20 protein-coding genes are annotated in these 18511 nt (G+C 37.6%); 1 reads left to right on the forward strand and 19 read right to left on the reverse strand.

Annotation, left to right across the window (positions count from 1 at the left end):
- Positions 1 to 135: 135 nt before the first annotated feature.
- The 13 genes from BUA02_RS14010 to BUA02_RS14070 all read right to left on the reverse strand — a co-directional run bounded on the left by BUA02_RS14010 (position 136) and on the right by BUA02_RS14070 (position 9175).
- The gene (locus BUA02_RS14010; protein ID WP_072703987.1) at positions 136 to 579 is read right to left on the reverse strand and encodes a hypothetical protein; all 444 of its coding nucleotides are present in this window, start codon (positions 577 to 579) and stop codon (positions 136 to 138) included.
- Entirely contained in the window at positions 567 to 1043 is a 477-nt protein-coding gene (locus BUA02_RS14015; protein ID WP_072703989.1) for a hypothetical protein, read from the reverse strand. Before BUA02_RS14015 ends, BUA02_RS14010 begins: the two co-directional genes overlap by 13 nt.
- Positions 1040 to 1822 (reverse strand): IS21-like element helper ATPase IstB, encoded by a 783-nt coding sequence (gene istB, locus BUA02_RS14020; RefSeq protein ID WP_072703992.1) that lies wholly within the window; start codon positions 1820 to 1822, stop codon positions 1040 to 1042. The genes BUA02_RS14015 and istB overlap by 4 nt, the downstream gene beginning before the upstream one ends.
- Positions 1815 to 3329 carry an IS21 family transposase gene (gene istA / locus BUA02_RS14025; protein WP_178297661.1) on the reverse strand — a complete coding sequence of 505 codons (1515 nt, stop codon included), beginning with the start codon at positions 3327 to 3329 and terminating at the stop codon, positions 1815 to 1817. Before istA ends, istB begins: the two co-directional genes overlap by 8 nt.
- 380 nt (positions 3330 to 3709) lie before the next feature.
- A complete protein-coding gene (locus BUA02_RS14030) occupies positions 3710 to 4009 on the reverse strand; it encodes a hypothetical protein (RefSeq protein WP_072705361.1) in 300 nt (99 codons plus the stop codon).
- Positions 3978 to 4397 carry a hypothetical protein gene (locus BUA02_RS14035; protein WP_072705363.1) on the reverse strand — a complete coding sequence of 140 codons (420 nt, stop codon included), beginning with the start codon at positions 4395 to 4397 and terminating at the stop codon, positions 3978 to 3980. Before BUA02_RS14035 ends, BUA02_RS14030 begins: the two co-directional genes overlap by 32 nt.
- 134 nt (positions 4398 to 4531) lie before the next feature.
- Complete coding sequence (locus tag BUA02_RS14040; RefSeq protein ID WP_178297677.1) at positions 4532 to 5020, reverse strand: DUF4417 domain-containing protein; 489 nt, start codon at positions 5018 to 5020, stop codon at positions 4532 to 4534.
- 179 nt (positions 5021 to 5199) lie between these two features.
- The gene (locus tag BUA02_RS14045) at positions 5200 to 5766 is read right to left on the reverse strand and encodes an ImmA/IrrE family metallo-endopeptidase (RefSeq protein WP_072705365.1); all 567 of its coding nucleotides are present in this window, start codon (positions 5764 to 5766) and stop codon (positions 5200 to 5202) included.
- Positions 5756 to 6085, reverse strand: coding sequence for a helix-turn-helix domain-containing protein (locus BUA02_RS14050; RefSeq protein WP_072705367.1), 330 nt, complete (start codon positions 6083 to 6085; stop codon positions 5756 to 5758). The genes BUA02_RS14045 and BUA02_RS14050 overlap by 11 nt, the downstream gene beginning before the upstream one ends.
- A 176-nt stretch (positions 6086 to 6261) precedes the next feature.
- The gene (locus BUA02_RS14055) at positions 6262 to 7905 is read right to left on the reverse strand and encodes a hypothetical protein (RefSeq protein ID WP_072705369.1); all 1644 of its coding nucleotides are present in this window, start codon (positions 7903 to 7905) and stop codon (positions 6262 to 6264) included.
- 122 nt (positions 7906 to 8027) lie between these two features.
- Positions 8028 to 8354: an HNH endonuclease gene (locus BUA02_RS14060; RefSeq protein ID WP_072705371.1), complete on the reverse strand. Its 327-nt coding sequence runs from the start codon at positions 8352 to 8354 to the stop codon at positions 8028 to 8030.
- Positions 8355 to 8377: 23 nt separating this feature from the next.
- Positions 8378 to 8593, reverse strand: coding sequence for an aspartate dehydrogenase (locus BUA02_RS14065; RefSeq protein ID WP_072705373.1), 216 nt, complete (start codon positions 8591 to 8593; stop codon positions 8378 to 8380).
- A gap of 348 nt (positions 8594 to 8941) precedes the next feature.
- The gene (locus BUA02_RS14070) at positions 8942 to 9175 is read right to left on the reverse strand and encodes a DUF6485 family protein (RefSeq protein WP_072705375.1); all 234 of its coding nucleotides are present in this window, start codon (positions 9173 to 9175) and stop codon (positions 8942 to 8944) included.
- Positions 9176 to 9308: 133 nt separating this feature from the next.
- Between BUA02_RS14070 and BUA02_RS14075 the strand changes: the two genes are divergently transcribed.
- Positions 9309 to 10694: a hypothetical protein gene (locus BUA02_RS14075; protein WP_072705377.1), complete on the forward strand. Its 1386-nt coding sequence runs from the start codon at positions 9309 to 9311 to the stop codon at positions 10692 to 10694.
- Positions 10695 to 10754: 60 nt separating this feature from the next.
- On the opposite strand, the gene BUA02_RS14080 is transcribed toward BUA02_RS14075, so the two are convergent.
- The 6 genes from BUA02_RS14080 to BUA02_RS14105 all read right to left on the reverse strand — a co-directional run bounded on the left by BUA02_RS14080 (position 10755) and on the right by BUA02_RS14105 (position 18500).
- A complete protein-coding gene (locus BUA02_RS14080; protein WP_083572781.1) occupies positions 10755 to 11492 on the reverse strand; it encodes an AAA family ATPase in 738 nt (245 codons plus the stop codon).
- Complete coding sequence (locus BUA02_RS14085; protein WP_072705379.1) at positions 11486 to 11866, reverse strand: YccF domain-containing protein; 381 nt, start codon at positions 11864 to 11866, stop codon at positions 11486 to 11488. Before BUA02_RS14085 ends, BUA02_RS14080 begins: the two co-directional genes overlap by 7 nt.
- Before the next feature lie 46 nt (positions 11867 to 11912).
- Complete coding sequence (gene recQ, locus BUA02_RS14090; protein WP_083572782.1) at positions 11913 to 14501, reverse strand: DNA helicase RecQ; 2589 nt, start codon at positions 14499 to 14501, stop codon at positions 11913 to 11915.
- 59 nt (positions 14502 to 14560) lie between these two features.
- A complete protein-coding gene (locus tag BUA02_RS14095) occupies positions 14561 to 17605 on the reverse strand; it encodes an AAA domain-containing protein (RefSeq protein WP_072705381.1) in 3045 nt (1014 codons plus the stop codon).
- 69 nt (positions 17606 to 17674) lie between these two features.
- Complete coding sequence (locus tag BUA02_RS14100) at positions 17675 to 18004, reverse strand: hypothetical protein (protein WP_072705383.1); 330 nt, start codon at positions 18002 to 18004, stop codon at positions 17675 to 17677.
- 118 nt (positions 18005 to 18122) lie between these two features.
- Positions 18123 to 18500 carry a hypothetical protein gene (locus tag BUA02_RS14105; RefSeq protein WP_143147438.1) on the reverse strand — a complete coding sequence of 126 codons (378 nt, stop codon included), beginning with the start codon at positions 18498 to 18500 and terminating at the stop codon, positions 18123 to 18125.
- Positions 18501 to 18511: the final 11 nt, after the last annotated feature.

An 18511-nucleotide genomic window follows, 5' to 3' on the forward strand; every position in this document is an offset into this window, starting at 1 on the left:
ATGTTGAATGTCAAGTAAAATTGACCCACTTTTACACTTAAATCTGACCCACCCCTAGATCCGCCAGTGCGATTTTGAGGGCGGGTCAGTTTTATTTATAAATCTCGATTTTTACACTGTGAATTGACCCACCTTTTAATGAGTTACCAGTGTGTATCCAGCACCGGTAAGTGCTGTTTTATCTATGATCATTGTCTTGCTCAAGGTATCCATGACAACATACCTGCTAAGTTCTAGTAGTCTGTCACCGATAAGTTCCTTCACGAGCTTCTCCATAGCCTCAGCCTTGGGAGCATTTCTTTCTATTTTGTCCTCGCATATATGTTGTGGTTTAACTGGGGAGCATAGTTCATCCATCGACATAAATAAGTTCTCATCTGCCTGTTTGCATTGCTCAGCTCTGAATCTGTCAGTTGTTTCGTCGTATCCCAGGGAATCCATGCTCTTCATTCTTGACAGCGTTGACCAAGGATACTTTATTCCAAATGACTCTCGGAGCGTTTGGTAAAGAGCATCCTTTCCGCCATTGTTGTATATTCCTGCAAGTTCAGGGAGATTTTTATCTCTTATTTTAACCATGATAGTTCTCCTTCCGACAGCTTGCCCATTTCTGCTTCAGCCCATTCATCGAATGCTCTGGATAGAGCTCGTCCTTCTTCCATAAGGGCTTCAGCCTCTTCAATGAGCTTGTGTCTCCGAAGTACTTTCTCATATACATCTGACTTATACGACAACTCATGAAGCTGCTTTCTCAGGCTTTTAATAGTGTCTTCACCTCTCAGTTCGGCAAGATATTCTTCTTTTTCTTCATCATCCATAGTGCTAAGGGTATCACGGATATCCTGTTCCTCCCTGTAAATGTCAAGAAAATCAATGTAGTTTCCATGGCCGTCTTCAGCATTGCATGAGTTCTCGTGCACACTGTTGCCAGCAGCAACCCATTCATGAAGAACCTTCCTTTCTGCCTCATTCATTGGTGTGGATTTTTCATATCTATTCAGCTCATCCTGCAGGAATCGCTGTCTATCGCTTGTTATGTTCATTTTTCTGTACCTTTCTGTTTTTTAACACTTATTTTTGACCCTTTGACACGGTAACTGTCTCCCGTTATACTAAGCACATGGCAGTGATGCAGCAGGCGGTCAAGTATTGCAGTTGCCGCAAGCTGTCCGGTAAATACTTCATCCCATCTACCCATTGGGAGATTAGTGGTGATAATGAGGGAGCTTTTTTCGTATCGTTGACGGATGATCTGGAAAAACATGCTCTCTCTTTCTTTGTCCATTTTTATGTATGAAAGTTCGTCTATTATCAGAAGCTCAATACGATTCAGCTTATCAAGCATCTGCTGGAGATTCCCGGCAAGCATCTCATCATAAAGCCTGTCGACAAGTTCCTTTGCATTAACAAAAAGGACTTTCCTGCCTCTTCTGCAGGCGTTACGACCTATTCCCGTAGCAATCATACTCTTACCAACTCCAGGTGGCCCAATGATTATGATATTTTCACGGTTATCCAGGAAAGTAAGCTTTCCGAGTTCATCGATCTTATCCTTATCCAGCGACGGATTAAAGCTGTAATCAATGTCCTCAAGAGAAGATGCATTATCAAAACCGGCTTTCACAAGAAGCTTTTCTGTTCTACGGCTGGCTTTTCCACTGTCTTCAAGTTCCAATAGCCTGAGGAGAAAATCCATATATCCCAGTGATTCCTGTGTTGCTTCTTCAATGATGTCTTTATATTGGGCGCGCATATCTACGAGCTTGAACTGCTTCATCTTTGCTTCTATGTATGCGCTTTTGTGTTCTGTGTCGTTAAGCATTCAGAACCTCCTTTGCATAGTTCTCATAGTAGCTGCAGCTTCTCGTAAGCTCACTAGTGGCCGTTGTACCGATTATCAGGGCGGTAGCTTCAGTTTCGTTAGCCTCCGGAAGTTTTCGCTCTCCTGAGTTATACTCACGAAGCATCTCTTTGAACAGCTTGATATCCATCTTTCCTTCATCGACGGCCAGCCCTATAAACCTGTCCAGAGTATCATCATCGTAAAGATCCTGGAGTTCCATTATCCTTCTGGCATGGAATGTAGGCTGGTCAAACTTACGACCTGCTGCTTCAAGATAACGTGCACCATTACTAAAGCGCTTAGTGAAGTCACGCCTTATCTGCGGAACAGAAGTTGATACCTTCTTTGCAATGGGCTCATAGTGGTCAGGATTGGTACGGATCTCATGTTTTTCATAAGATATTTCCTGATGTTCTATGAAATGTCCCTGTGAGTCATACAACATGATCCTGAAGCCATAATTCAGCCTGTAGTATAGTGTTTTTCCAACATATCTGACGTGAACACTATATTTATTGCCACCGATACTGAGATAACTATCAGGACTGACTTTCCGCTTAAGCTTGCTGGTTGCATAGTAGTGTTCCTTGGGAAGCGGCTGTAACAGAGCTTTTTCTTCCAACAGGTAATGCTGGTTTGGAATTCTTTTGGTGGTGGAATGCTTCTTGTCGCACCACTCATTTATAAAAGCTTTCCCTCGGGAATTCAGATCCTCCATGCTTGCAAAGGCATTCCCTTTTATGAACTGTTCTTCGATATAGTTGAATGGTCTCTCGATTTTCCCTTTTTTACGTGGCCAGTAGCATGGACATGCGTTGAGCTCAACACCAAGATGCAGAGCCATGGCCAGCGCATGAGGATTATATTTTATTTCTTCCTCTGACTTTGGATTATTCTTGATAACAAACGCCTTGGGATTATCAATAAGAAGCTCCAGTGTTACGCCTCCCAGATCATCAAACAGTTCCTGAACAGCTTCATATATAGCATCAGCATCTTCCCGTAAAGAAAAACATATCGCCTTCTTTCTTGATGCAGCCAGTATCATGGAAAAGCAGTATACTGTCATGTACCTGTCTGCAATAAGCACCTGATACTCACTCCAGTCAAACTGAGCCTGGTCACCCGGAGGGCTTTCGTGCCTTGTCGTTGCCTTACTACTGATACTGTTTCCAACATCTTCATCCACTCTTCTTAAAAAGTAATAGACAGGTCCTATACTGCCTTTGTAGCCACGCTTCTGTAATTCACTGAATATCCTGGTGCCATTGAAGTTAAATGGGTCACACCTCCAGGCAATGATCTGTTCCTTGAACGGATCAATCTTGGAGCTGTACTCTGTCCGGTTGTAGACAGGAGGTTCAGTCTTTTCTAATAGACTTCTGACCGTATTTCTGGCTATCCCAAGAATAGAAGCCGTAGCTCTTTTGGAACCAGTCTGTTTGTACACTTTGTGCACAGCCACCCAGTCTTCCAATTCTTTCACCTCTTTTCCTCCTTCCATATGTTTTTACATACGGAAAGAATTCTATATAACCTCAAAGAGGTGGGTCAATTCTAAGTATTAAATTTTCAAGGTACAGTGTATAATCGAAATGGTTTTATACTCGCGATCCACCATCTGGGGTGGGTCAGTTTTAAGTATTAAACCCGGGTCAATTTTAAGTGTAAATCAATATTATATTATCTAATAAGTCATAACCCTTAGGTGTAACACATTTTTACATTTCCTCATATCTAATAAATGTTGAATGAGATTGACCTGTATATACATTAAGATGTATAATGAGGTAACTTGTTTGGAGGGTATTCTTATCCTCAAATAATATTTCCCCTTAAGTGTTTGGTCGCACTTAAGGGGCTTTTTTATACTTCAAAAAGAAACTCCGGTAACAATTCTTTAAAAGACTTTCCTTCGATAAATGGCATTTCCAAAAGCTTTATGAAGTTATTGCATTCAACTACTGTAGAAAACTCAGGTTGCTTGACTATAACATATCTCTCATTTAGAAAAGTAATCATAAACTCTTCATTGCCATACCAAAAAGACGTTTCTACAGTTAATGGCGGATCATCTGATCGATCTGGCCATTCATCCCACCTTTGCCACTTGATATATTCATCCCAAGAAAGCTTATTTACGATTTTTCCATTTGGTCCACGCATTATTTTTCTTCTCCTTCCAAACTGAATTTACCAAGTTAATCAACGCCTTTTCTTGTGTAGTAGAATTCGCCGCACCTTTCTTTAAATCATTTTCATTATGAAAATACCCATGATGCGTATGTGGTGACATTCCCTTATGTGGAACATCTAAGTCCACCTGTTTTCTGCGCTTGTTCTCCTTATCATAATAAGTGATAAACTTTGGGTTACCATCGCCATCCAATGTTACATAAACTCTATTTTGACTCATTGTTTCCATCGGTGCTGTAGTATTACCATCAATTGGAACAACAAATTTAATATTTCCATAAGTCAAAAGAGACTTATATTCACTTCCATATATCTTTCCTTTTACGCTTATTCCAGAACTAGCTCCTCTACCTCCCATTATCTCACCACCTTTCTTGACTCAATGTAGTCTACAATTACTATATCTCCCTCCATCTCGTCATATGGTGTGCCAAAGCAAAGTATTTTAGCGGGCTCAATCCTGTTAAGCATCTCATTATATCCGTTAAGAAATTATTCCTTCGAATGCTTACATCCGATCATTCCAATTACAACCATGGAGCCTTTCTCAACAGCACTAAAACAAAATTCATAAGAATCTTTAAGCCCCCAACTAATAGTTGGAAGTACATTTTGACCTTGGTCTTGCCAAAACGCTCCGCACCACCTACTGTGAGCGATGCTCTCCAATTGCCTCCAATAATGCATGTTCGTGTATGTTGAAAAGTCTGGTGTACAAATGAATGCATATTGTGATAAACGCACTAGTGCTCTCTCTGGATTACGGTAAACATTTTCAAATTTGTAATCATCTACAAAGAAATGAACTCCTTTTTTACGATTAGTTTCTTTGTCATTATATTTTGTGTCAGAAATCGCTATAAGTCCTACACCATCAATTTCAAAATTCTGTTTTCTTATTAGCGGCAACTGCCATTTACTATCCACCTCAAATTCGTTTCTTAGAAATAGTGGATTATTTCTAAAAACTGCACTTTTCATATTAAAGGGGTCTCCTACCCCCATACTATTTTGTATGGAAATACGAAGCCGTCATACTTGTTTGGAGGGCATTCGTATCACCACATATGTTTCGGAATACAATTTAGTTGGTCGTCTAAATAATATTCCAGTTACTTATGTAATTTAGTTGAAATATTCACCATCCTTTCTCTATTATCTCAAGCAATCTCCTGTAACTTCAGCAATATCTGCTCGTAATCAGTATAACCACCATATGCGTAATGAAATCTTTTCCATAGTTTATAATATTGCCAAGCGTAGCAGGCTGCTTCATAGCTAATTTCAAACACATTATATATATCATCTGGACATTGTGGGTTAATTTTATCAACTAATACCGGAGGAGCAATGGCATACTTTGCAAAAAAATTGGCTTCTGCTTCTTCAACTTCCGGATTGATACCTCTATGATCCAACACACAATGCCCAATCTCATGTAAAATGGTCATATTTATTCTCTCATAAGACCTATCAATATCGTTGTAGTATATATACTCAACACCATTTTCCTCAACAAAGAATCCCTCACGTTCTTTTCTAACCTTTTTGTACTTTCTCCTACTCATTGTCGAATAAGGTACTAGCACAATCCCCATCTTATAAGCTATTTCAAAACCATTAATCGGAATCCCTTTTATCCCTAACTTCACAAAAAGAAAAATAACCTCACCCTTAATATATTCATATATTTCATCCTTAAGTCTAAGCCCTTTGCTATTGATCATCATCAGCTCCCATCAGAATGTTAATAAGTTCCATTTTCTCACTCTTTGTCATCTGTTCAACATTTCTTGCAATAAGCCTTCTAGCGTAGCCCAATTCCCCCTTTACGTCATTAGGAATGCCCTCAATCAAGTATTCTGGCGTTGTGTTAAGTGCTATCGCTATTTTTGATAATACTGTTGATCTAGGTACTCGGTCTCCTTTAATATAAAGTGAAACCGCTGCCTCGGTGATACCGGCCGCTGTTGCCAGGTCTTTTTGCGTCATGCCTTTTTCATAAAGCATTGTGCGTATTCTTTCACCCATCGTATTACTATCCATAAGCTTCCTCCATATTCAATTTTCATCACACTATAAAATTAACACAATTCTTATTGTTTTGTAAAGTCTTTTTTCAATATATTGATTTTAATTTACATAAAAAACCGATATATTGTTATTAAATAAAAAAAGCGATCAAAGATCGCTTTTTTATTTCTATCCTTTAAACCTTTTCCTTATCTAGTAACTTCCTCTCCTCCAATGATCCCCAACAAATTAAGGAATCCACAATAACCCTTTCTATCAAGAAGATTATCAATAGCAAATCCTGCAGGAATCGTCACTTTCATCATAGTTTTTCCAACAGGGAAAAGAACCTCCATAGTGATACTTCCTTTTTTGGCAAATGCTTCAAGCATTGCTCTGTCGAAGCATGCGATAGTATCAGTCTGAATGCGTAAAACACCACCTGCTGGTGTGGCACCAATGTTTGCGATAACTGCATTCTTGTACTGAGCATCTGTGATCGCTGACATTTTAAATGATAAAGTTCTTGATGCCTCACGATTTGCTCCAAGAACTGAAGGACCATTAGTTCCTATAGCAGCATATGCAGTTGCAATTGGCTGAGAAACTGTGATGGCGTTTTGAGCGCTCTCACCTGATGATCCGCCATTGTCTGTAGCCAAAGAAACAGACTCATCTAATACAATGGTAATATTTCCTCCACTTGGTGCTCCGCCACCTGATGCTCCGCCGCCTCCCTGCTGAATTGCTTGAACAACAAGATTAAGCTGAGCGAGAGTAAGATTGGAAACGCCAGTAATAGATGATATCTTAACTAAATAATCATTACCATCCTGCACAAGCTCTACCTGACATGTAGTAACTGATTGAGTTCCACTTCCTAATGCGATCTTATAGCCTTCCTCTCTAGGAGAAATTCTAATAGTTCCCTGCTTATCTGTATCCTGCTCTAGGTAACAATCAGTATAGTAACTGTTTTCTACAAAACTACCGTCCTTAACAAAAGAAACATCAATGCCCTGACTATACCAACTACCATCAATGCTTACATACCAATACTGATGTTCAGCAGCTTTGCCAGATTTAATGCCAATATCACTCTTACTATAGTTACGTAGGATCGATCCCTGATTATCTTCAACTATGCCAATGTTCTCTTCAATAGCACCATTATTTAATACCACAGTTCCAAAATTGGTAATGATAGTTTCATTGTTCTCTCCAACTTTTCCCTTATTTGTTGTGATGAGATTGCTATTGTCCTTAACCTCTCCGGAATTTGTAACAATTTCGCCATTATTTGTGTTAACTACAGGATTAAATCCATTGAACGGACTACTATTTTCTTTAATATCTCCGTTATTTGTATCAACTAATCCTAAATTTTTTTCAATGTAACCGTTATTTTCAGTAGTTGTTTTATTGTTTTTATAAATATCTCCATTATTAGTGACAACATTGCCACTATTCTCCTTTACAGAACCTGTTTCAAAATTATTTACTACCAATCCACCATTTACTTTTACTGAGCCATAATTATCGGTTACTTCTCCATAATTTTGCGATACATAACCATCTACATCATTAGTCTTAACTATGCCTGTTTCATGATTTGTAACAATCGTCCCATCGTCATGATTTTCAGTAACAGTTCCAAAATTACCGTAGACGGTACCATAGTTTTCACCTAATACCTCACCATCATTGATAAGAATAATTTCACCAAACTCAGGGTTTGGATCATCAAATTCCGCATACGCTGTGATTGATGTACCCATTATCATTGTTCCGACCAATAATGTTGCCGAACCAATAGCAGACAGTTTTTTGATTGCATCCTTTCTTGTTACCATATTTACCTCCATAAGAAAAAACAAAATCCATGCATAAACGCATAGACACAATGATCCAATAAATATTGTAACTTTCATGCAATCATAAAAATCATCATATTTAATTGTTTTTTTGTGAATTATTACACGTCTAAATGCTGCCTACTTCCCACATTTTTCTCACTCTCCCATTCTAATTTGTAATCATTTGCCTCTGAGTAAAACTCAGTCTTTAAAAAAGGATAGTAATCCTCTACAGTTACTATCCTTGAACCCTTCTGCTTATTACAGTTCTTGCATAATGGTAAAAGATTCCTCTCGTCATCACTTCCGCCATGATACTTAGGAATAAAATGCTCGATCGTAGCCTTCTCAAAAGAAATAACTCTTCCGCAGCGAGCACACACTCCATCAGTCTTTGCAAGAACTAGTCTTTTAATCTCAGCTTTCCTCTGCTTCTGCCCCCTCATGCATATCCCCCAAATGCATAACTTTAGTATATCTTTTCTACATCTCCGCTGATTCCATACTCATCTTTGAATTTAAAGAGATCATCTGAATTTGTAATGAGCATAACCTCCTCAAAAGCACCAGTATGGATATCCTGAAATCCGGCAACTTGCTCCCCATTGCAAATGCTCGCCTTGATCACAGGCTTCTTGTTTTCTTTGTCGTAGGTTTTCTTTTCAGCTTTCTTTTTAAAGAACATAGAATCTACCTTCAGATTTCAAAATCCAAACAACTTCTAACTTCTGTAAAAGGTCTAACATCCCTATCCGCAACCTCTACATTTCATCTATCATAAAAAAACATCGGCATTCCTTTTCATGTTTTTAGCTCGAATGGGCATGCCATTTTTTATTAATCTGTATTTTTTCTACATGCCTTTTTCTCAAAAGACTCGCTAATAGCATGCCTTGTTCAAGCTAAAACTCCAAAATTGGCATGCCAAACAAATTATTGTAAATCAAAAGGCATGCCCAACCTCAAAATTGCCCCTCAAAATTGCACGCTTAAATTGCACATGTAAATTGCACAACATCCTCATACCCTCCAATTATTCTGCTTTAGTTTCATCCAAGCTATTCATAAGAGCTGCAAAATCCTCAAAGTACCAATCATTAGTTGGCTTTACTCCTCCAGCTTTTTTGAAAAAGCAGCTTGGTATCTCGCGCTGTGCTAAATTCTTGGAAATACAGGGAGTACACCCCTTATCATGATTTGTTGGATGACATGGACAAGCCGTGTCTGTACATGTACAAAATGGTACTGAAAATTTAGTTTCTGTCATAGTTTTATCATCCTTCAATGGCATTAACCTTTTAGTAAATAATAACATTTAGCATTTCATTTTGCATTCCATTATCAACAATTTTATCCTACCATCTGTTTATTGTGTATAATCACATCCAGAGGTAAATTCCATGAAAAAATTCTTAAAAAACCTATTAGCCATTAGCGGCATCCTACTGGCGCTATATCTCCTGGTTCAGGGGAGCCTCAGAATATTTGATCTACAGCTCAGAGCCTGGATTAATGTATGTTGGCTGGGTATCACAGCATTAGTTTTCATCATAGGAATACTGCAGCAGATCTTCAAGATCAAAAACATCAAATTAAAGATCGGCTCCATTGTGGCCATAATTGCTGCAATAGTTCTTTTCCTAAAAACACGCATTGGCCTTCTACTACTCATGACTGCATGGCTTATTCCCCACGAAGAACAGGTCGCAATTATTGACGGTTACAAATTTATAGGATATGTAGACGATTCCTGGGATACATTCATCGACTTTTATGACTACAAGAATGCCTTCGTTTCTGGCGCCACACTTAGATTCACTGCCCTTGGCTATTACACTGATGAGGAGAGCGGCAAAAAGAGATATTATGACGAACTCAGATACATCGATCATCTAGAAGACATCTACGAATACAAACAGGGATACTTCACTGAGAAGGATCTGACAAAAGAAGCAACAACTGTTACAGATGATAGCGCAAAAGAGGCATCAAGTGAAGTTACTAAAACGGACATAGATGCATACATCCTAGAGCCAGCAGGCATCCCAATGATAAGCTCTGAGGCAGATCCAGGAGATACGCCACTCTATTTCACCTATGAAGGAAAAGAAAGTGATGATTTCATCTCCTACGATAACCTCACCCTCGTAAACAACGGTCAGAAAGCAACATCAGATGAGGTATCTTACGGTGAACTATATAAAACAGCAAACAAATGCTTCCGCTTCAAAACAGATGCAGGCAAGGAGTATATCTACATTGAATTAAACTGCGAAAATGATTACTTCCAACTTGCTGTATATGATATAACAGACGGTACAGCCAAATTCGTAGGAGACAACTGGTTCGCTTATATCGGGGTAGACAATGAAGCATCAACCAAAGATGGTTATACAGATCCATCTCATTTAAGACTTGGCAGCAGAGATGATAGCTTCGGAACCTTTAGCTACTCAGTAGTTTACAAGGTAGGCGAAGATGGAATGCCAACACCTGCCGAAATTGGCTGCACAATTAAGGATGTGTGCACAGAGAAGGTCACATCCAAAAAAGCCCTGGATCTTGAAGTTGTAGACTCAGATGGTAACCCAACTGGCAACATGATCACTGTTCCAGCAGGAAGCACATATACCCTGGTTAATTACTACGAGGATATCCCAGCACTAGATACAAAATTGGATGACGGCACCGTGGTCAGGATTCCCCTTTCAGAAACTGGCTATGACGCTAAATTCAATGGCACACTTATCAGAGATCTATTCGATGAACTCATGTATGTAGGCTGATACTTGTATGGAAGCTAAAATGGAGGAGCAAATGCTCCTCCATTTATGTTTGGTAAATTTTTAGTCATCACTCAATAATCTTTTCAGCAGCTGTTCCTTATTTTCCACAAACATCTTTGTGACCTGATAACTATCAGTATCCTCGTACTCTATCGGATGTATCTGTCCATCATCAAAGCTCAGGATCTCAGCTCCAGGTATGCCAAGTAGAATAGGCGAATGTGTTACCATGATAAACTGAGAATCTTCCTTTGCACAATTTACGATTTCCAAAAGGAGTGTCAGCTGTCTTTGAGGAGAAAGAGCTGCTTCTGGCTCATCCAAAAGATATAATCCATTACCTTTAAAATTGCTCTGAACAAGTTGCAAAAAGCTTTCTCCATGAGAACGTTCATGGAAATGTTCCTGTCTTCCTCTAGGATCTTCTCTGCTATACATTTCTTCGGCCGTTGCAACATTATAAAAGCTCTCAGCCCTTAGGAAATATCCCCAACCTGGCTTATTATAACCTCTAGATAATCTAATAGCATCGCACAATTCTGAATGAGAATCATAGGTTGAAAAGCTATAATTCTTGGTTCCACCTTCGGGATTAAAGCCATAGCTGACAGCAATAGCTTCAAGCATAGTAGACTTGCCGCTGCCATTTTCTCCCACAAATATCGTGATGTTCTTATTAAAAGAAAGATACTCCAAATCCCTAAATGCATCTATATTCCGCAAATAACTGAATCTGTCTATCTTGTCCCACTCAATCTTAAGCCCTTGAATCGGTAAGCTGTTGCCCTCTCCTAACACGCGATAGTCCTCTCTCGTACAATCCTAGCTCCAAACGGGAATAAAGAAAGCTTGGCAATCTTGAAAAACTGCTTTCCAAAAGGAATTCCAATAATCGTAATGCAAAGAATACATCCAATAAATAGATTAGCTAAAGCAAGTTCTAGTCCGGAAACAAATAGCCATATGATATTCAGTAAAAAAGACACTGCTCCGCCTTCATCTACTACCTCTTTTCCAAATGGATTAAGTGATAAAGATGACATCTTAAAGCATTGCAGCCCCACAGGAATGCCCACTACTGTGATACACCAAAATACTCCTGCAATCCACCAGCCAATGGCACTTAATAAGCCACCACATAACATCCAAATTAAATTTCCAATAAAGTTCATAGTTTACTCCTTTAACTTTCTAGGTAAAAGACCTGTTAATACATATTTAATTATCCAATAGCACATAAAACCTATTTTCAAGAAATGTTTTATTCTCAACCACCTTTTCATTCTCTATGACAACATAATTTACTTCATTTACAATTAAAACTCTTGTCATAGTCTGAAGTCCAGGTGTTCCCGTTACAGGATTATCTGATTCACTAAGGCTAAGATTTGTTATTTTTCCAATTATTCTAGCACTATCACCTCGAACAGTATAAAAATCTCCCTCCTTATTTATAACCACAAAATCAGGATATTCCTCAACCCATTGAGAATAATTTTTCTTTGTTTCCTTGACTGTGCCTTCCTTATCTTCCTCATCAACATAACCGCTTTGATCATTATCAGAAGAATTGTTTACAAAGGATTCAACTACAAGTCTTTGAACAGATTCTGGATACATCAGTAATGTATACTCCGTTCCTGCTTGGCTTATCCTATTTATTGTTGTAATTCCCATTTGTTTGCCATGCTCAGTCTGTTTCTTAACATGGATACCATCCGCACTATCTTCATAAGTCAATCCAAGTTCAACTAACTTATCCCAAATTCTAGTAGCTGTAGCTTTTTTTACATTATCTACACTACATATTCTATTCAGCTCATCTTTTATCTCGCTGATATAATACAACTCTTTGTATTCAAATTTATCTATATCATGAACATTCAAATAGAACTCTTCCTTTTTCTTTTTTTTCTTTTTGGAAGAAGTATTTGAAATTTCCTCGTTACTTTCTGATGATTCAATTCGAATACATGTTGGAGACTTATTTGCCTCTAAAAATTCTGAAATAACTTTTAGAAAACCACTACCATATTTTTGCAGCTTATTTTCTCCTACTCCAGATACGTTAAGCATTTCTTCTGCATTACGTGGAAGTTTAACGCACATATCAATAAGTGTCTTATCTCCAAATACTATATATGGCGGCATGCCTTCTTCTTTTGCATATTTTGTTCGTAATTCTCTTAATACATCAAATAATTCATACCCTGCTTTTGTAAGTTCATCTGTTCCACGTTTTCTAGGTTTCTTAATCTTTTTGCTAGAGCTCTCTTCATATGTCTTTACTAGTACTTTAGAACCAACTCTTAGTGGCTCTACATTTCCCATTTTAAGCACTGCATATTGCTCGTCAGTTTGATATAAATAACCATCAATCATCATCTGATTAATCAAAAGGCGTATTTCTTGCTCTCCAGTACCTTTCAACGCACCATATGACTTATAATTGATAGTCCCCAATTCTCTTAATCTAGCTCGATTTGCCCCCAGAAGCGTACCTACTACAATAGAAATACCATATCTTCCTTTTGTCTCAGCCACGCAATTAATAACCCATTTAGCTTGTGATGTCATATCTATTTCATCATATTTTCTATGACAATTTCCGCAATTATCACAAGGTTCATAAACCTTTTCACCAAAGTATCCTAGGATATAGTTCCTTAAACAACCGGTTGTCCTGCAATACCTTTCCATGATATTTAGGCGCTTCAGGTCTCGTTGCTTAAGCGTATCTATATCTTCTTCATCTACACCTGAATAATCCTTTTTATCTAAAAGAAATTTGTCAATTATTATATCCTGTGGCGAAAAAAGTAAGATACACTGCGACTCATCTCCATCTCGACCTGCTCTTCCAGCTTCCTGATAATAGTTTTCCATGCTTTGGGGCATATTGTAATGAATAACAAATCTTACATTGGATTTATCAATACCCATTCCAAAGGCATTAGTCGCAACAATAACAGGCTTTCTATCATATATAAAATCATCCTGATTGTTTTTCCTTTCGTCATTTCCCATTCCAGCATGGTACTTTGCAACAGAAAATCCGCTATTACAAAGCATTTCATATAACATATCTACATTTTTTCTTGTAGCACAGTAAATAATTCCGCTATCTTTGGCATGATTTTTCACATAATCTAGAACAAAGTCATCCTTACCTTTAGAGTTTTCCACTGAATAATAAAGATTTTCCCTATCAAATCCAGTAACGTAAACATCAGGATTGTCCATTTTCAATGTAAACTCAATATCTCTTTTTACCTCGTTAGTCGCTGTAGCAGTAAACGCACTGACTATTGGGCGAGTTCTTAGCCGATTTATAAATGAGACAATATTCATATAACTTGGTCTAAAATCTTGTCCCCATTGAGATATGCAATGTGCTTCATCTACTGTTACCATTGATATATCTGCTGATTCTGCAAATCTAACAAATCCGATACTTTCAAGTCTCTCTGGAGCCACATAAATTATCTTATAAATTCCATTTATAGCATTTTCAATTGCCTTTGATATCTGTACTTCTGATAGCGAAGAATTAATATAGGCCGCATGAATTCCTACCTCATTAAGGGCTTTAACCTGATCATGCATAAGCGATATTAGAGGTGATATAACTATAGTTATGCCAGGAAGCATTAAAGCAGATACCTGATAGCAAATAGATTTTCCTGCTCCAGTCGGCATGATAGCAAGAACATCTTTTCCAGATATAATTGATTCAATGACATCTTCCTGTCCTTTTCTAAATGAATCATATCCAAAATACTTCTTTAAAATATCATTAGAATTCATATGCCTATCTCTAAGGCTCAATCACTACTACGCCTCAGAATCCTCCATCCCTAGTATTTCTAATGTCTAACCTTAAAATAACTCATCAGTATGCTTTTTATATAGTTGTACCTTCGAGCATAAGTATTATCGACTCTTATAAGCTGCAGATCATGTTCACGGCAAATATTATTCTTCTGTGCATCACGTCTACGGACAACTTCGTCTTCAAGATGTTCCTTTCCATCTAGTTCAATTGCCAAAAGAGGTATTTCCCGATCATTTTGTTTTTCATATACTACAAAGTCAAACCTTCCAGTATAAAATAGTCCCTCGTATCCGATGTTGTCTCTAAATACCTGTGATATGGCAACTTCTTTATGAATCGCATACTTCGATTGCGTTAGCCATATGTTTTCCAATGCATGAGTCAAGTTCTGTAAGAATGCTGTTTCTGTCTCTGTACTAAATGGCTTAACTCCCAGAGCTCTTGAATTTGTCTCCTTAGGTGTGACTACCGTTTTACCTTCACTTTTAACATATTGGACGAGCTCATAAAGGTCATCATCTTGCTCGCTCTGCGCATGAAGCCTTTCAACATTATTAGGATCTGCCAAAACAATAAGCTTATCTTTAGCTCTAGAAGTGGCTACATTTATCAGTTCCCGATTAGACTTCAGCCATTCATAGGTTCCAGCTTGCGTACTTGCCCCAATAGCTGTAGAGAAAAGAATTACATCCTTTTCGTCACCTTGAAAAGTATGAACCGTTCCACACGTAACATCTTCAATTCCCTGCTCCTTAAGAGCATTATTTATCATATCCTTCTGATTAACAAAAGGGGTGATGATTCCAATATTCTTATCCTTGTTTACTTTAACATACTCAACAATACTATTAGTCTCAGCTGCAGAAGTATTTCTTACTGCTTGCTCTTTGTTATCTACTGCAACATATACAAGTGGCTCTTCGTCTTTTGCTTCCGACTTAAGTTTAAGTAGGGAATTGTAATATTTCTTGTTATTAAATCCAATAATTCTCGGATCACATCGATAATGATTATGAAGTAATATCTCATCACTGACAGAGTCACTAGCAAGATACACCTTATATATCGAATTTGTCCGATAGTTATACTCCTCCGGAACGCTATATTCCTTCATTAGGCGTTTATTGGTGAAATCATCCAACAAAATTACCGGATTGAGCTGCTGCGGATCACCTACAAGCATCAGATTTTCGCCTCTTATAATTGGAACCAAAGTCATTGCAGTATTGCACTGGCTGGCTTCATCAATTATTGTCATATCAAAAAGAGGTTCAGCTTTTCCAATTCTATGAGCAGAAATACAGGTAGTAATTATTACAGGAAAAACCCTTTGAAGTTTCCTAACATTATCTGAATCTGAAATATACCTATTAAGCGCTACTGCCGCATCATCAATGTTCGAATTATTTATAATATTCCTAAGGTCAGTGTATTTATCCTCGCCTAACCTTTTTACATATTTAGCAGACACATAATAAAGATACTCTAAAAACTCTTCCTCATTTCTATCCATGAGTTTAAGCGCATCTTCTTCTGTCACCCTAGGTATCTTTGAGAGTTCCTCATCAATCTCTTTTATCTGCCTCCCCTGAAGATCTAATTCAAAAGGAAAAAGGGCCGCTGAAGTTGTTTTACCAACCTGATACTCAATAAGGCTGTTAATTGTATCTTTTCTCTCATTTAACTCTATATAATCTTCATAGAGCTTTAAAAGATCCGTCAACCGTTTTGCACGTTCTTTACGATCATCTTTACGTTTATCAAGTATCTTGTCAAAAACATCAATTGTTTCAACGCGTGAATACAGCTCACGTATGTATTGCACCGCTTCCTTTACTTTGTCTAGATTTCCCAGACGTAATACGGGAAACGGAATAAGGCTATCACTATATTTTAGGTTAGTAAGCTTATCAAATACTCCATTAATTGGATGATTGTTATAGGACGCAAAAAGAACTGTTCTCTCATTAAAGAAAGCAGTCACTATAGTATTTATGATCGTATTCGTCTTGCCTGTTCCAGGAGGTCCCTGAATGTAAGCAGTTGGATATCTCATTGCCTTATTTATTGATAGCAGCTGATCCAGATTGATTCTGTTATCTAATAACGCAATGGGATAGTTTTTAATTCTCCTTGGTTTTTCTAGTAAATCGCCAAAAAAGGCCTTAATTGGAAATGTTACCTTATCGTTCTCATACATTTCAATTATGCCCTTATACTCTGTATGTAGATCAATAATTATATCTCTACCAATTCCGATAATATAAGGCATATCATCAACAATCGCCTTACCTGCGCTATACTCCGTAATAGCATTTTTTATGAGTTCCTGATTTTTCTCAAAATCATCAAGAAGCTCATAGTCTCCTGCATCTAAATATTTCCTGATACTTTCCTTTTGAGTCCCATCAATCATAAACTCTGTACAAATCGTAACTGACTCATTTGGAACCATGCTGGCAGCTTTTACATTAAAATCAAGTTTTCTATATGCAAGAGGATATAAACCCTTTTTTGTATTAATGCTAAGTACATTAATAGCCAGATTCTTAATACGTATATTTCCTGTCTGAGCAGAACGCTTTTTCCTATCTGCTGTGACAGAAAAATTCTTTACAATCTCTGCAAACTGATCTTTCCTGAGTTTATATTCTTTACCATCAAAAGAGTCCCTATCCAAGTATTTGATAAGTTCATATTCTGTAAAAAAGGGAATTGTATCCATCTTGTTGCATAATTCAAGATAGTTTAGTATTTTCAGATTTGCGACACTATCAAAAAGAGATTTGTATTTATCAGGGTATTCTGCGATATCATCAACAAGTGCTTTATTAACTGGGCAATATGTACCATCAAGAATTACCGCCGATTTAATTGAATCAATATATATGTGAAGTTCTTCAATAGTATACAGAGTCAAATGAAGACCATCTACCAGCATCATTCTTTTGCCGACATCAATCGACTTTATGCTGATCCAGTAATGGGTAATCTCACCAGATTTATTCTGATATTCAATTTTAAGCCATTTTCCTTCGTGGATGGCTCTGAATATTTCTTTGCAAACTGGTTTCATAAGTTTCCCTCCGAAAGTAAATTTTATTTACCTCATCAGTCGAAAATATCTCATGCCCATCTATTATTATCACTCTAAATACTCAATAGTTTTTCCATGTGCCTTAGCATATTCTATCTCTGACTTTGTGCTCTCTCCAATATAACCACCAACATTGATAACATAAATAGAATCAGCCATATCTATCTTGCGCTTGTGCATATCATCAAGCATTTCCTTAGTCTTGGTGAGAGTCCCTTCGTCCATATTCTCCCAGACTTCCTGATCTCCTGAATGACCAAAGAGGCCAACGCTGATCACTATATTCCCTTCCAATGTAAGCCTCTTCTGAGCTTCCATAAATTCATCTTTAAAGCGAGTGCTTCCGCATAATGTTATTACTGGATAATTTCCAACCATGCTTTTCACCTTATCATGTATTAAGTCTGATGTAATGCCCTTATAATCAATGATAACATTAATACTATTTCCTGTAACATAGGAAAAGAGCTATCTATAGCGATAGCTCTTTAACATCTTAGTGGTGATCATACCAGTAATCTTCTGCTGCATCATATGCTTCGTCTTCATCATCGTAGTCATCTTCGTAATCATAGAACTCTTCATACTTGTCATCTGCAAATTCCTGCGCTGATTGGTAATTATGTACATCATAAGAATCGTAGGATTTCTTTGTTGACCTAGAGCTACTCTTCTTAGATGAATTCTTGCTGCTTGTTGATTTTGACTTAGAAGTACTCTTACTCTTTGACTTTGAACTGTTCTTGCTCTTACTTGATGAATAACTGCTAGCTGTTTTATTCTTACCAGCTGCTTCTACAGATATTGATGTCATTCCCGCAGCTGTTACAATCATCATTACTGCCATTAGTAAACTTAATAATATTCTCCTCATAGTTTAAAACC

It is taken from the genome of Butyrivibrio hungatei DSM 14810, assembly GCF_900143205.1.
GTDB lineage: Bacteria > Bacillota > Clostridia > Lachnospirales > Lachnospiraceae > Butyrivibrio > Butyrivibrio hungatei.